The sequence below is a fragment of the Flavonifractor plautii ATCC 29863 genome, from assembly GCF_000239295.1.
GTDB lineage: Bacteria > Bacillota > Clostridia > Oscillospirales > Oscillospiraceae > Flavonifractor > Flavonifractor plautii.
In genome coordinates, this window is the sequence record NZ_JH417852.1 from 4086 (window position 1) to 18579 (window position 14494).

Sequence of the window (14494 nt, forward strand, 5' to 3'; positions counted from 1 at the left end):
GCCGGGGCGGATTCACTCCGCCCCGGCAGATAAAAAGGGAACCGGGGTCCCCGCGGGGCGGGGGCCCCGTGGGGGGTTCGGCGCGGATATGCAGGTGTACTCGCAGAACGACGGGCCGGTGACGATTCTGCTGGACACCGACCAGATGTAGGGCCGAACTCGCCCCCGCGCCCCCGGCGCGTCCGAGCGTTTTGGCGGAGCCAAAACCTCGATGCCGGGGCGGATTCACTCCGCCCCGGCAGATAAAGGGAACCGGGGTCCCCGCGGGGTGGGAGCCCCGTGGGGCGTTCGGGGCGGATATGCAGGTGTATTCGCAGAACGACGGGCCGGTGACGATTCTGCTGGACACCGACCAGATGTAGGGCCGAACTTGCTCCCGGCATTTGCGGGCGGCCACAAGGGCCGCCCCTACGAATTCCGCCGAATACGATGTCATATCAGGAGACATTCCGCCCGGTAGGGGCGGCCCTTGTGGCCGCTCACGGAGGCGCAGGCACAGACAACCATTGATGAGGTGAAAAAGGATGCAGATCAAAGTGATGCAGGTGGGCCAGCTGGGCACCAACTGCTATTTGCTGGAGGATGAGGAGACCCGTACCGCCGCCGTGGTGGATCCCGGCGGGGAGGGGGCGCGTATCCTGGCCCAACTGAAGGCGGACGGGATGGAGCTCAAGCTCATCCTGCTGACCCACGCCCACTTCGACCACACCGGCGGCGTGGCCGAGCTGTGCGCCGCCCTGCCTGGGGTGCCGGTGTATCTCCACCCGGCCGACGCGGCCCTGGTGGGGGGCGACGTGTTCCCCGCCGTCGGCGCGGAGACGACGCCCTATCAGGACGGGGACGTGGTGAAGCTGGGGAAGATGGATATTGAGGTGCTCCACACCCCCGGCCACACCCCCGGCGGGGTGACGCTGAAGGTGGGGGACGTGCTTCTCACCGGCGACACCCTGTTCCAGGGCTCCATGGGCCGCACCGACTTCGAGGGCGGCTCCTACGCGGAGATCATGGCCTCCCTGGGGCGGCTGGGCCGCCTCTCCGGCGACTACCACGTGCTTCCCGGCCACATGGGGGCCTCCACCCTGGAGCAGGAGCGCAAGACCAACTACTACCTGCGGGAGGCCATGGAGGGATAAGGCGGAAGGCCGCCGCCCCCCGGAGAAAGGACACGGCCCATGAAGCTGTATTTACACGGACACGACTACAAATACGCCGCCGAGCAGATGCTGCTGGTTCCCCACGGGAGCGGTGCTCCTGCGGGGGCCCCGTCTGATTTTTATGTATCGCCGGGCGGAAGTGAATCCCGCCCGGCTCCGCGCCATTGGGCGCGGGAGCGTCAGCAGCATGGGGAAGGGAGGCGGCCATGAAGCTGTACTTACACGGACACGACTACAAATATGCCGCCGAGCAGATGCTGCTGACGCTGTTCCCCGCCCAGCGGCCGGAGTATCCCGCCGGGCCCCCGGCGCCAGGGGAGGACGCGCTGGTGCTCTCCTTGCACCGGGGGACGGTCTGGGCCACCGCCACGGCGGCGCTGAGCTGTGGGGGACGGGAATACCGGGCCGCCCGCCGGTGCCGGACGGCGGAGCTGACCGACCCGCTGTCCACCGACCGGGCGCTCCAGCGGATTTTGAAGCTGGCCTTCTACGACGCGGGCACCGCCGCCCGGGGCAGCGAGCCCCCCTGGGGGGCGCTGACCGGGGTGCGGCCGGTGAAGATCCCCACCAAGGCCATGCTGGCCGGGGCCAGCCCGGCCCAGGCGGAGCGGCTGCTGCGGGACACCTATCGGGTGACGGAGGGACGGCGGCGGCTGGCCATGGACTGCGCCGGGGCCAGCCTGGCGGCCCTGCGCAGCTTGGCCCCCGGTGAGGTCTCCCTCTATGTGGGCATCCCCTTCTGCCCCACCCGGTGCGCCTACTGCTCCTTCGTCTCTGCCGACGTGGGGCGGGCCCTCAAGCTTATTGACCCCTTCCTGGACGCCCTGTGCCGGGAGCTGGCCGCCACGGGGGCCATGCTGGCGGACGCGGGGCTGCGGGTGCGCACCGTCTACTTCGGCGGCGGCACCCCCACTACCCTCTCCGCCCCCCAGCTCGACCGGCTCATGGGGGAGCTGGCGGACCACATCGACCTGTCGGGCTGCACCGAGTACACGGTGGAGGCCGGGCGGCCGGACACCATCACGGCGGAGAAGCTGGCGGTGCTGGCCCGCCGGGGGTGCTCGCGGGTGTCGGTGAACCCCCAGACCATGCAGGACGCGGTGCTGGAGCGGATGGGCCGGGCCCACCGGGCGGACGACATCCTCCGGGCCTACGCCCTGGCCCGGGAGAGCGGCATCGGCTGCATCAACATGGATCTCATCGCCGGGCTGCCCGGCGACAGCGCGGCGGGCTTCCGCGCCTCCCTGGAGCAGGTGCTGGACCTGGGGCCGGAGAACGTGACGGTGCACACCCTGGCCCTGAAAAAGGGCTCCCGGCTGATGGAGGAGGGGGGCGGCCTGCCCTCCGGCGCGGCGGTGGCGGATATGCTGGATTTCGCCTGGGCCGCCCTGCGGGCGGCCGGGCAGAGGCCCTACTACCTCTACCGTCAGAAGTACATGTCCGGCTCCTTTGAGAACGTGGGCTGGTGCCGGCCCGGCGCCGAGAGCCTCTACAACATCTGCATGATGGAGGAGCTGCACACCATAGTCTCCCTGGGGGGCGGCGGAGTGACCAAGCTGGTTGACCGCGCCACCGGGTACATCGAGCGCCTGGCCAACGCCAAATACCCCCAGGAGTACATCCAGAAGATCGACGCTATCTGCGCGGACAAGGCCAGAGTGGCCCAATTTTACGCCGCGCACGGAAGGTAAAGGAGGGAAGACATGCCCTATCAGCTCAGTGAGATCAACGAAAAAATCCGGCGGGACCCGGCCGCCTTTCTGGCCGAGTGTGACGCCCACTACCAGGAGCGCATCCACGCCGCCGTGGACAAGATCCTGGCGCGGATGAAGGAGAGCCCCATCGTGCTTCTGTCCGGCCCCTCTGGCTCGGGCAAGACCACCACGGCCATGAAGGTGGAGCGGGAGCTGGAGCGCCGGGGGGTCAACGCCCATACGGTGTCCATGGACAACTACTTCAAGACCCTCAACCGCAGGACCGCCCCCCGCACGCCGGAGGGGGACATCGACTACGAGTCCCCGAAACTGCTGGACATGGAGCTGCTGGACGAGACCTTTGACCGGCTGTCCCGGGGGGAGGAGGTCATCGTCCCCCACTTCGAGTTCGCCCGCCAGATGCGCAACGACAGCCGGGGCACTCCCCTGCGGCTGGGGAAGGACGAGATCGCCATCTTCGAGGGCATCCACGCCCTCAACGACGACATTGCCGGCCGCCACCCGGAGGCCACGGGCATGTATATCTCCGCCCGCTCCAACATCCTGGAGGGGGAGCAGCTGCGCTTCAAGGGCACCTGGATGCGCATCTCCCGCCGCGCCGTGCGGGACTACAATTTCCGCGGGACAGACCTGTTGGAAACGCTGCTGATGTGGTATAATGTCCGCCGGGGGGAGAAAACGTATATCTCGCCCTACAAGGGCCGCGCCCATGTGATCATCGACTCCTCCCTGCGCTATGAGGTGCCGGTCTTTGCCCATTACGCCGACGCCCTGCGGGCGGCGGTGGAGCAGGTGCCCCCCGACAACGAGCGCTGGCAGGAGTACCACGATCTGGTGGACGCCTTCCGGTATTTTGAGCCGGTGGATCCCGCCCTGGTGGCCCCCGACTCCCTGCTGCGGGAGTTCATCGGCGGGGGGAGCTACCACTACTGACCGGCGGGGCGGCACACAGGCCGCCCTCTGTGCCGTATCAGAAGGCCACCCGTAGGGGCGCACCTGCGTGTGCGCCCGTCAGGCGGCCGCGGGCCCTGCGGATTGTATGGGCGGCGCGGCGGGGCAGGGCCGCGATATATCGCGGCCGTGTCCCAGTCCGCCGTCCGTATGTCCCGCCCAAAACCCTGTTAATCACATAGGAAAGAAGGAACGAAAATCATGTCCGATTGTACGCACGACTGCTCCTCCTGCGGCGAGAGCTGCGGGGAGCGCACCGCGCCCCAGGACTTCCGCGCCCCGGCCAACGGCCTGTCCCACATCGGGAAGGTCATCGCCGTGGTCAGCGGCAAGGGCGGCGTGGGCAAGAGCCTGGTCACCTCCTCTCTGGCGGTGGCCATGCGCCGCATGGGCAAGAAGGTGGGCGTCCTGGACGCCGACATCACCGGCCCCTCCATCCCCGCCGCCTTCGGCGTCCACACCAAGGCCGAGGGCAGCGAGCTGGGTATCTACCCGGCGGAGACCAAAACCGGCATCGAGATTATGAGCCTCAACCTGCTCACCGAGAACGAGACCGACCCGGTGGTGTGGCGCGGCCCGGTGATCGCCGGGGCGGTGAAGCAGTTCTGGACGGACGTCATCTGGGGCGACGTGGACTACCTGTTTGTGGATATGCCCCCCGGAACCGGCGACGTGCCCCTGACGGTGTTCCAGTCCCTGCCGGTGGACGGCATCGTGGTGGTCACCACCCCCCAGGATCTGGTGAGCATGATTGTCACCAAGGCCGTCAAGATGGCCGAGATGATGCACATCCCCGTTCTGGGCCTGGTGGAGAACTACAGCTACTTCCGCTGCCCCGACTGCGGCAAGGAGCACGCCATCTTCGGCGAGAGCCACATCGAGCGGGTGGCCGCCGATCTGGGCCTGAAGGTGCTGGCCCGCCTGCCCATTGATCCGGCCGTGGCCGCCGCCTGCGACGCGGGCCGGATTGAGGAGCTAGAGCCCAACTATCTGACCGCCGTGGCCGAACTGCTGGCGGAGTAAGCGGGTCATTCCTTTACAAAATATTCATATCCGGTTCAAAAGGGGTTCACAGGGATGGAATAGGATAACAGCGTGGTCAGAGATGACCACGCCCCCTCTCTTTCCTCTCTTCTTTCAATTACGAAGGCACAGGCCCGCGAAAGGCGGCGGGCCTGTGTTTTCGCGTATATGGAGCGTGAGACGATGAAAATCCGGTTGGAGCCGGTGACCGTGGCTTCCAGGGCCGCTGTAGAGCGGCTGGAGACGGCCCCCGGACAGGAGGGCTTTGTGGAGAGCGTGGCGGAGTGCCTGGCCGAGGCGGACCGGCGGCGGTGCTGGCGGCCCGTGGGGGTCTATGATGGGGATGCCCTCATAGGCTTCGCCATGTACGGCTTTTTCTGGGAGTACCTGCCCTTTGGACGGCTGTGGCTGGACCGGCTGCTGATCGACCGCCGCTTTCAGGGCCGGGGGTACGGCCGGGCCGCGCTGGCCGCCCTGCTGGAGCGGCTGGAGCGGGAGTACCACAAAAAGCGGATCTACCTCAGCGTGGTGGAGGCCAACCGGCCGGCTGCGGCGCTGTACGAGTCCTTCGGCTTCCGCTTTACCGGCGAGCGGGACACCCACGGCGAACGGGTGATGTGCCTGCGCACCCGCTGAACCGGGCAAAAGCGCCCGCCCCCTTTTGGGGGCGGGCGCTTGCGTTAGGGAAACACGGCCTGGACAAGCACCATATACAAAATGGTGCCTCCGAAGATGCTCAGCAGGGTATTGCTGCGCCACAGGTGAAGGATCACCACCGCCGCCACGGACACGAGCTGGGGCACCCAGCCGCCGGGGGCGGCAAAGGACACGCCCCGGAGACAGTATACGATGAGCATGGCGATGATGGCCGGTGGCAAAACCCGGCCCAGGTAGAGGACCAGCTTGGGGGGCGACTCCCCCCGGTCAAAGAGAAGGAAGGGCAGGGCGCGGGTCAGAAAGGTGATAATGGCCATGACCGCGATGGCGGCGACGGCCCCTGCGGTGCTCAGCATGTCTCTTCCTCCTTCTCGTCCAGCCTGTCCCGCAGGACCAGCAGGCACAGCACAATCACGCCCAGCGAGATGAGCAGCATCTGATCCTGGCCGAAGAAGTGGCCCAGGACAATCAGAAACAGCACCGTCACCCCGGCCCCCAGAACGGCGGGCAGGTGCCTCCGGTAGCTCCTCCACTGGTCCACGGCGATAACCACGAACAGGGCGGTCATGGCGAAGTCCACCCCCTCGGTGCTGAAGGGGATCAGCGCCCCGGCCACTGCGCCGATGACCGAGCCCAGAATCCAGTAGCTCTGGTCCAGCAGGGCGATGGCAAAATAGAAATTCCGGGGGTCCACCCCCACCGGGGCCCGGGCTGAGGACAGCAGGGCATAGGTTTCGTCGGTGAGGGAGAAGATCATATAGAGCTTGCGGGGACCCATGCCACGGAACTTCTCCAGCATGGACAGACCGTATACCAGGTGCCGGAAGTTGATGAGCAGCGTCATGACCGCCACCGTGCCCAGGGAGGCGGCGGCGCCCAGCAGGGTCACCCCCAGGTACTGCCCGGAACCGGCGTAGATGGTCAGGCTCATGAAGAAAGCCCAGATGAAGTTGTATCCAATCTCCTGGAGCATCAGCCCGAAGGCGATGCCGATGGCCAGGTAGCCCATCAGCACCGGCACTGTCACCGGGAATGCCGCGGAGAGTGCTTTACGGTCCATACGATACACCCCTTTTGCCAAACAGTGGAGTCTCTATTTTACACACTTTAGTATGGAAAAGCAAGAGGGATGGCGGATTTTTGGCGCTTCCGTCCACAGCGGAGGTTGTTTTTTGCCCACAATCCGGTATAATGGATGCACAAACAGATGGAGGACACCCATGAAAAAGCTGCTCTTTCTCTACAATACCCACGCGGGCAAGGGCCTGCTGAAAAGCAGGCTGGCCGCGGTGCAGGACGCGCTGGCGGCGGCCGGGTGGGACGTGACCATCCACCCCACTCAGGGGGCCGGGGACGCCACGGCGGTGGCCGCCGCCCGGGCCGGGGAGTTTGACCGCATCGTCTGCTCCGGCGGCGACGGCACCCTCCACGAGGTGGTGGCCGGGCTGATGGGCCTGGAGAACCGGCCGGAGGTGGGCTACATCCCCGCCGGTACAACCAACGACTTCGCCAAAAACCTCTCCCTCCCACGGGGGATGGAGGCCATGGCCAGGGTGGCCGCCGCCGGTGTGCCCAGGCCGGTGGACATCGGCTCCTTCAACGACCGCTATTTCATCTATGTGGCCGCCTTCGGGGCCTTTACCGACGTGGCTTACAGCACGCCCCAGCCGGTGAAAAATATCTTCGGCCACCTGGCCTACGTGCTGGAGGGGGCCACCCGTCTGGGGTCCATCCAGGCCTACCCCCTCACCGTGGAGCACGATGGCGGCGTGGAGGAGGGCGGCTTCTGCTACGGCATGGTGAGCAACACCGTGTCCGTGGGGGGCTTCAAGGGCATGCCCGCCGAGCCCGTCCGCCTGGATGACGGGCTCTTTGAGGTGGTGCTGGTGCGCCAGCCCCAGAATCCCCTCCAGCTCCAGGCGGTGATCAAGGCGCTGCTCACCATGTCCCCCGACGAGGGCGGGCTGGTGACCAGCTTCCGCACCAGCCGCCTCCGGGTCGCCTGCGGCCAGGAGCTGCCCTGGACTCTGGACGGCGAGTTCGGCGGCGCGCCCGCCGTCGCCGAGATCGTCAACCGCCAGAAAGCGGTGACCATCGTCTACGGCAAGTAGGGGCGGCCCTTGTGGCCGCCCGGCTGGGCCGGGGACTCTGGCGGAGTGCGGGGGCTGCGGGCGGGTGCAGGCACCCGCCCCTATGGGTCTGCGTTGATGAAAGAGTTAGTGCAAAAATGTAGGGGCGGCCCTTGTGGCCGCCCGGCTGGGCCGGGGACTCTGGCGGAGTGCGGGGGCTGCGGGCGGGTGTGAGCACCCGCCCCTGCGGGTCTGCGGCAAGGGAAGTATTTCCCGCAAAATGTAGGGGCCGATGCCTACATCGGCCGCTGAGCCAAATTTGGCGGTTTTTCCACTGCCCGGCCCGTTGGATACTTTGAAGCGAGAAGGAACATACATGGATTACGAAGCAGGAAGTTATGATATCGCCGTCATCGGCGCGGGCCACGCGGGCATCGAGGCCGCCCTGGCCGCGGCGCGGCTGGGGCTGAACACCCTGTGCTTCACCGTCAATCTGGACGCAGTGGGCAACATGCCGTGTAACCCGGCCATCGGCGGCACGGGCAAGGGCCACCTGGTGCGGGAGCTGGACGCCCTGGGGGGAGAGATGGCAAAGGCCGCCGACCGGGCGTGCATCCAGTACCGACTGCTCAACCGGGGCAAGGGCCCGGCGGTGTGGTCCCTCCGGGCCCAGGCCGACCGGCGGAGATACCAGGAGATCATGAAGCACACCCTGGAACAGCAGGAGCGCCTGTGGGTGAAGCAGGCGGAGGTCACCGACATCTGTGCCGAAGGCGGCCGGGTCACCGCCGTGCGCACCGCCTACGGGGCGGTGTACCGGGTGCGGGCGGTGGTGGTGGCGTCGGGCACCTACCTGGGGGGGCGCACCATCGTGGGGGATGTGACCCGCCCCTCCGGCCCCGACGGCCTGTCCGCCGCCCTCCCCCTGACCGAGGGCCTGAAAAGGCTGGGCCTGGGCCTGCGGCGGTTCAAGACGGGTACGCCTCCCCGGGTGAACGCCCGCAGTGTGGACTTCTCCAGGATGGAGCGCCAGGAGGGGGACGCGGCGGTCCTCCCCTTCTCCTTCGAGACGGAGCGGCCGCCAGAGAATCAGGCGGTGTGCTGGCTGACCTACACCAATGCCGCCACCCACGCCGTCATCCGGGCCAACCTGAACCGCTCCCCCCTGTTCTCCGGGGTGATCGAGGGCATCGGGCCCCGGTACTGCCCCTCCATTGAGGACAAGGTGGTGCGCTTTGCCGACAAGGAGCGGCACCAGCTCTTTGTGGAGCCCATGGGGCTGAACACCGAAGAGCTCTACATCCAGGGCCTGTCCTCTTCCCTGCCGGAGGACGTGCAGGTGCAGATGCTCCACACCATTCCCGGCCTGGAGCGGGCTGAGATGACCCGCCCGGCCTACGCCATCGAGTACGACTGCGTGGATCCCACCGAGCTACTCCCCACCCTGGAGCACAAGCGGGTGGCGGGCCTCTATGGGGCCGGGCAGTTCAACGGCTCCTCCGGCTACGAGGAGGCCGCCGTCCAGGGCTTCGTGGCCGGGGTGAATGCCGCCCTGAAGCTTCTGAACCGGGAGCCCCTCATTCTGCGGCGGGACCAGGGGTACATCGGGGTGCTCATCGACGATCTGGTGACCAAGGGCACCAATGAGCCTTACCGCATGATGACCTCCCGCACCGAGTACCGCCTGCTCCACCGGCAGGACAACGCCGACCGGCGGCTGTGCCCCGTGGGGCACGCCATTGGCCTGATCAGCGGCGAGCGGTATCAGCGGGTGGTGGACAAGTACGCCGCCGTGGACCGGGAGATCAAGCGCCTGGAGCACACCGGCACCGCGGAGGGCCGCCTGTGCGACCTGCTCCGTCGGCCGGAGAACACCTATGAGAGTCTGGCCGGGGCGGATCCGGACCGGCGGCCGCTGCCCACCGCCGTCACCGAGGCGGTGGAGATCGCCGTGAAATACCAGGGCTACATCGACCGCCAGCTCCGCCAGGTGGCCGAGCAGCGGAAGATGGAAAACCGGCCCCTCCCCCCCGATCTGGACTACCTGTCCCTGCGGGGCCTGCGCACCGAGGCCCGGCAGAAGCTGGACAAGATCCGCCCCCTCAATCTGGGGCAGGCCTCCCGCATCTCGGGCGTCTCCCCGGCGGACATCGCCGCGCTCATGATCCATCTGGAGCGGCCCCAGGGCGGAGAGGGGGCGGGCCCCTGCCCCGCAAAATCCCAGGAAAAGGAGACGCTATGAAGGAAAAGATTGTGCTGGGCCTGTCCGGTGGGGTGGATTCCGCCGTGGCGGCCCGGCTCTTGCAGGAGCGGTACGACGTCACCGGCCTCTATCTGGACATCGGCCTGGGCGGTACGGGGGCGGCGGACGCCGCCGCCGTGGCGGAGCGGCTGGGCATTCCCTTCGAGACGGCCGACATCCGGGCCGAGCTGGAGCGGGAGGTGTGCGCCCCCTTCGCCGCCGACTACCGGGCGGGCCGCACCCCCCTGCCCTGCGCCCGCTGCAATCCGGCGGTGAAGTTCCCCGCGCTCTTTGCCCTGGCCGGCCGCATCGGGGCCCGGTATGTATCCACCGGGCACTACGCCCGTGTGGAAAACGGGGTGCTGAAAAAGGGCATGCCCGCCAACGACCAGTCCTATATGCTGGCCCGGCTGACGCGGGAACAATTACAGAGAGTAATATTTCCGCTGGGAGATTACGAAAAGACCCAGGTGCGCGCCCTGGCCCGGGACTTTGGCATCCCGGTGGCGGACAAGCCGGACTCCATGGAGATCTGCTTCATCCCCGACGGGGACTACGCCGCCTGGCTGGAGAGGCGCGGGTTTTCCACACCGGAGGGGAACTTTGTGGATAAAGAGGGAAAGGTGCTGGGCCGCCACCGGGGCATCCACTGCTACACTCTGGGCCAGGGCCGGGGCCTGGGGGTATCGGGGCCCCACCGGTACTACGTGACCGCCCTGCGGCCGGACACCAACGAGGTGGTGCTCTCCGACGGCTCCGACCTGGGCCGGGACGAGGTGCGGGGGACGGAGCCCAATTGGCTGGCCGTGGACGGCCTGACCGGCCCCATGGAGGTGACGGTGCGGCTGCGCCACTCCCGCACGCAGACGGCGGCCACCCTGGAGCCGGAGGGGGACGGCGTGCTGCTGCGGATGCACACCCCCGCCCGCGCCCCAACCCCCGGCCAGCTGGCGGTGTTCTACGACGGCGACGCCGTGGTGGGCTCGGCCTGGATTGTATGAGAGAGAAAGAGAGGACGATGGACATGAAAAAGCTGCTTGGTTTGGCCCTGGCGTGCGCCCTGCTCCTGACGGGCTGCGGCGCCCGGGGCGGAGATAAGGGGGAGGAGCTGGGGGACAACACCATCCGCCCCCTGGAGCTCACCGGGGAGGAGGCGGCCCTGCTGAAGCTGGTGGGGGGCTCCGACGCGGAGTACGGCCTGTTTGAGTGCGCGGCCGGCGAGGGTGTGAGCGACTGCACCGTGGAGGTGCTGTCCTGGGAGGACGGGGCCTGGCAGACCGTGGCGGAGGGGGGCGTGTCCATCAGCGCCGCCGGGACGCGGCGGCTGGGGGTCGTCCTCAGCGGGGATAAGATCACCGTAAATGTCCAGGACGGTGGCACCCAATACAGCTACGCCCCCCGGCTGGACGGGATGGACCGCGGCCTGGAGACAGGCCGGGCCTCGGTCTGGCTGGAGGAAGATCAGGCCATGACCATAGGGGAGCGCACACCGCTCTATCTGGAGATCTATGATGACGGGGAGGGCGTGGGAATTCCCCCACTGCCCGGCGGGTTCTCCGACTTGGCCAATCTCAACCAGTACGATCGGGCTTACGCTGTGGCTGTCACCCTGAAGGGCTAGAGGCGGGCCGTTTCAGCACCGGCGTAGGGGCGGCCCTTGTGGCCGCCCGGCCCCTATGGATGGCAATTGTCCGCCCCTATACAAAAACAGCGGGTATTCTGTCTCTGGCAGAATACCCGCTGTTTTTATTTTACCTCCAGGCCGGAGAGATACCGCCGGGTCAGGTCAAAGGCGTGGGAGGCGGACACGTGGCGTACCCGCTCCCGGCCCAGACCCTGCTGGATTTTCCGCACCCAGGTGCCGTCCGGCGCGGCCAGGGCCAGGTAGACCAGTCCCACCGGGTTGCCCCGCTCGTCGGGATCGGGCCCGGCCACGCCGGTGGAGGCCACCGCCAGATCGCACCCCAGTACCCGCCGGGCTCCCTCGGCCATGGCGCGGGCCACCGGCTCGCTCACCGCCCCGAACTCGTCCAGCAGCGCCTGCTCCACCCCCAGGACGGTGTGCTTCACCTCGGTGGCGTAGCTCACCACGCCGCCGCGGAACACGGCGGATACCCCGGACAAATCGGTCATGCGCTTGGCGATCAGCCCGCCGGTGCAGCTCTCGGCGCAGCCCAGGGTGAGGCCCTTTTCCTTCAGAAGCTGGAACACCGCCGCCTCCAGGGAGGGTACGTCGGCGCCGTAGATGAGGGGGCCGAACCGGGCCCGCAGGCGCTCCTCCACCGGGGCGATCAGGGCCCGGGCAGACTCCTCGTCCGCCGCTTTGGCGGTGATGCGCAGCTCACACTCCCCCTCCTTGGCATAGGGGGCCAGGGTGGGGTTGGTCATGGCCTCCATCTCCTCCCGGAGCTGGGCCTCCATGGAGGACTCCCCGATGCCGAAGAGCTTGAGCGTCCGGGAGACAATGACCCCGTCGGCCAGGCTCTTCAGGTAGGGGATCACCCGGTGGGTGAACATGGCCCTGCACTCCCGGGGCGGGCCGGGGAGCATGATGACCCGCACCCCGTCCGCCTCGAAGGCCACGCCGGGGGCGGTGCCCCAGTCGTTGTCCAGCACCGTGCACCCCTCGGGCAGCATGGCCTGCTGGTAGTTGTTCTCCGTCATGGGGCGGCCGGCGTGGAGCCGCTCAAAGTAGGCCTCGATGCGGCGGGCGGAGGGCGCGTGGAACACCAGCTTTTTGCCGAAGCACTCGGCCAGCACGTTTTTGGTCAGATCGTCGCAGGTGGGGCCCAGGCCGCCGGTGGTAATGAGAATGTCCGCCCGGCTTTTGGCCAGCTCCACCGCGGCCCGCAGCCGCTGGGGGTTGTCGCCCACCACCGTGTGGTAGTAGACGTTGATGCCCAGGGCCGACAGGCCCTGGGAGAGCATCTGGGCGTCGGTGTTGGCGATGTTGCCCAGCAGCAGCTCCGTACCGACCGCGATCAGCTCCGCAGTGTGAGACATAAAAAAGACCTCCTGTCGCCAACACCGGCATCGGCGGCGGGTGCCGCCGTAAATGCGCAGCGCAGCATTTCCGCAGGGCGGATTCACTCCGCCCGAGGATGTAGTAATTTGGGGGCCCCCGCAGAATCAGGGATTCCGCGGGGTGTTGGCGATGTTGCCCAGCAGCAGCTCCGTACCGACCGCGATCAGCTCCGCAGTGTGAGACATAAAAAAGACCTCCTGTCGCCAACACCGGCATCGGCGGCGGGTGCCGCCGCAAATGCGCAGCGCAGCATTTCCACAGGGCGGATTCACTTCGCCCGAGGATGTAGTAATTGGGAGTTCTCCTCCGTAGGGGGACAACCCGTAGGGGCGGCCTTTATGGCCGCCCGCCGTTTCCCGTCGCCGTGGTCAGACCTGAACCCGCTCGATGCCGTCCACGGCGGCCTTTACCAGGCCCTCCACGTCCAGCGCGGCCTCGGCGGCCTCCAGCTCCCCCAGCACGGGGCGCAGCCGGGGATGGCGGGGAGTGAAGACGGTGCAGCAGTCCTCATAGGGCAGGATGGAGGTCTCGAAGGTGTTGATCCTCCGGGCGATGCGGACAATCTCCTCCTTGTCCATGCCCACCACCGGCCGCAGGATGGGCAGGGTGGTGACGGCGGTGGTGGCCCGCATGGCCTCCATGGTCTGGCTGGCCACCTGGCCCAGGCACTCGCCGGTGACGATGGCCCCGGCGCCGCACCGCTGGGCCACCGCCTCGGCGATGCGCATCATGAACCGCCGCATGAGCACGGTGAACAGCTCCTCCGGGCACTTGCGGCGCAGCTCCTCCTGGATGGCGGTGAAGGGCACCACGTGGACGGTGAGCCGTCCGCACCAGGGGGTGAGCAGCTTGGCCAGGGTGAGCACCTTCTGCTTGGCCTCCTCGGAGGTGTAGGGGTAGGAGAAGAAGTGCACCATTTCCAGGGCAATGCCCCGCTTGGCGATCATCCAGGAGGCCACCGGCGAGTCGATGCCGCCGGAGAGCAGGCTCACCGCCCGGCCTCCCACGCCCACGGGCAGGCCGCCGGCTCCCGGCTCCGGGTCGGCGTGGACGTAGGCGGCGTAGTCCCGCACCTCCAGGTAGACGGTCAGCTCCGGGTGGTGCACGTCCACGGTCAGGTTGGGGTACTTCTCGTCCAGCTCGCCGCCCACGTACTGGGAGAGCTGGATGGAGGTCATGGGGAAGTTCTTGTCCGCCCGCTTGGACTCCACCTTGAAGGTCTTGGCGGCCGCCAGCCGGTCCCCCAGGGACTCCACGGCGGTCTGGAGCATGGCGTCCTTGTCCTTCGCGCAGGCCCGGGCCCGGCTGAGCCCCACCACGCCGAAGAGCTTGGTCATGGCCTCCCACGCGCCGTCCAGATCGCAGTCCTCGCTCTGCGGCTCCACATACATGGTAGACTGCTTGGTGTATACCTTGAATTTGCCGTGGGCCTGGAGGCGGCGGCGGGCGTTGGCCACGAGACGGTCCTCAAAGGTACGCCGGTTGAGCCCCTTAAGCACCAGCTCCCCTAGTTTTAACAGAATAATCTCGTTCATGTAGTCTGGATTCCTTTCCCAAAGTTTCACTATTATATCCAATTTGCTTTTTGTTGTCCAGAGGGGCGGGCCTGTCTCCACCCGCGTCCGGGTGTAGGACTACAATACATATTGGACATCTGA

At 67.3% G+C, this 14494-nt stretch carries 15 protein-coding genes; 11 read left to right on the forward strand and 4 right to left on the reverse strand.

Annotation, left to right across the window (positions count from 1 at the left end):
* Positions 1–10: 10 nt before the first annotated feature.
* The 7 genes from HMPREF0372_RS21150 to HMPREF0372_RS17935 all read left to right on the forward strand — a co-directional run bounded on the left by HMPREF0372_RS21150 (position 11) and on the right by HMPREF0372_RS17935 (position 5479).
* Positions 11–151 carry a D-aminoacyl-tRNA deacylase gene (locus tag HMPREF0372_RS21150; RefSeq protein WP_269190322.1) on the forward strand — a complete coding sequence of 47 codons (141 nt, stop codon included), beginning with the start codon at positions 11–13 and terminating at the stop codon, positions 149–151.
* A 40-nt stretch (positions 152–191) separates the two neighbouring features.
* Positions 192–362, forward strand: a complete 171-nt coding sequence (locus HMPREF0372_RS21155) for a D-aminoacyl-tRNA deacylase (protein ID WP_225123133.1) — start codon at positions 192–194, stop codon at positions 360–362.
* 162 nt (positions 363–524) lie between these two features.
* Positions 525–1133 carry an MBL fold metallo-hydrolase gene (locus tag HMPREF0372_RS17915; RefSeq protein WP_007495663.1) on the forward strand — a complete coding sequence of 203 codons (609 nt, stop codon included), beginning with the start codon at positions 525–527 and terminating at the stop codon, positions 1131–1133.
* 227 nt (positions 1134–1360) lie between these two features.
* Positions 1361–2845, forward strand: a complete 1485-nt coding sequence (gene hemZ, locus HMPREF0372_RS17920) for a coproporphyrinogen dehydrogenase HemZ (RefSeq protein ID WP_007495667.1) — start codon at positions 1361–1363, stop codon at positions 2843–2845.
* 12 nt (positions 2846–2857) lie between these two features.
* Complete coding sequence (locus HMPREF0372_RS17925) at positions 2858–3802, forward strand: uridine kinase family protein (RefSeq protein WP_007495669.1); 945 nt, start codon at positions 2858–2860, stop codon at positions 3800–3802.
* A 219-nt stretch (positions 3803–4021) separates the two neighbouring features.
* Positions 4022–4843 (forward strand): Mrp/NBP35 family ATP-binding protein, encoded by an 822-nt coding sequence (locus tag HMPREF0372_RS17930; RefSeq protein ID WP_007495670.1) that lies wholly within the window; start codon positions 4022–4024, stop codon positions 4841–4843.
* Positions 4844–5026: 183 nt separating this feature from the next.
* Positions 5027–5479 carry a GNAT family N-acetyltransferase gene (locus HMPREF0372_RS17935; protein WP_024723886.1) on the forward strand — a complete coding sequence of 151 codons (453 nt, stop codon included), beginning with the start codon at positions 5027–5029 and terminating at the stop codon, positions 5477–5479.
* A gap of 44 nt (positions 5480–5523) precedes the next feature.
* On the opposite strand, the gene HMPREF0372_RS17940 is transcribed toward HMPREF0372_RS17935, so the two are convergent.
* Together HMPREF0372_RS17940 and HMPREF0372_RS17945 are read right to left on the reverse strand one after the other, a co-directional pair.
* Positions 5524–5856, reverse strand: coding sequence for a branched-chain amino acid transporter permease (locus tag HMPREF0372_RS17940; protein WP_007495674.1), 333 nt, complete (start codon positions 5854–5856; stop codon positions 5524–5526).
* Positions 5850–6560, reverse strand: coding sequence for an AzlC family ABC transporter permease (locus HMPREF0372_RS17945; protein WP_007495676.1), 711 nt, complete (start codon positions 6558–6560; stop codon positions 5850–5852). Before HMPREF0372_RS17945 ends, HMPREF0372_RS17940 begins: the two co-directional genes overlap by 7 nt.
* A gap of 160 nt (positions 6561–6720) precedes the next feature.
* Here HMPREF0372_RS17945 and HMPREF0372_RS17950 point away from each other — a divergent pair, with 160 nt between their 5' ends.
* The 4 genes from HMPREF0372_RS17950 to HMPREF0372_RS17965 all read left to right on the forward strand — a co-directional run bounded on the left by HMPREF0372_RS17950 (position 6721) and on the right by HMPREF0372_RS17965 (position 11432).
* The gene (locus tag HMPREF0372_RS17950; RefSeq protein ID WP_007495678.1) at positions 6721–7611 is read left to right on the forward strand and encodes a diacylglycerol/lipid kinase family protein; all 891 of its coding nucleotides are present in this window, start codon (positions 6721–6723) and stop codon (positions 7609–7611) included.
* A 334-nt stretch (positions 7612–7945) separates the two neighbouring features.
* Complete coding sequence (gene mnmG, locus HMPREF0372_RS17955; protein WP_007495679.1) at positions 7946–9811, forward strand: tRNA uridine-5-carboxymethylaminomethyl(34) synthesis enzyme MnmG; 1866 nt, start codon at positions 7946–7948, stop codon at positions 9809–9811.
* On the forward strand, positions 9808–10812 hold the full coding sequence (mnmA, locus tag HMPREF0372_RS17960; RefSeq protein WP_007495680.1) for a tRNA 2-thiouridine(34) synthase MnmA: 1005 nt from the start codon (positions 9808–9810) through the stop codon (positions 10810–10812). The genes mnmG and mnmA overlap by 4 nt, the downstream gene beginning before the upstream one ends.
* A 23-nt stretch (positions 10813–10835) precedes the next feature.
* Complete coding sequence (locus HMPREF0372_RS17965) at positions 10836–11432, forward strand: hypothetical protein (RefSeq protein ID WP_155117057.1); 597 nt, start codon at positions 10836–10838, stop codon at positions 11430–11432.
* Between the two features lie 125 nt (positions 11433–11557).
* Here HMPREF0372_RS17965 and HMPREF0372_RS17970 read toward each other — a convergent pair whose 3' ends face one another.
* Positions 11558–12814, reverse strand: coding sequence for a competence/damage-inducible protein A (locus HMPREF0372_RS17970; RefSeq protein ID WP_007495682.1), 1257 nt, complete (start codon positions 12812–12814; stop codon positions 11558–11560).
* 390 nt (positions 12815–13204) lie between these two features.
* The gene (gene thiI, locus HMPREF0372_RS17975) at positions 13205–14371 is read right to left on the reverse strand and encodes a tRNA uracil 4-sulfurtransferase ThiI (RefSeq protein WP_007495684.1); all 1167 of its coding nucleotides are present in this window, start codon (positions 14369–14371) and stop codon (positions 13205–13207) included.
* Positions 14372–14494: the final 123 nt, after the last annotated feature.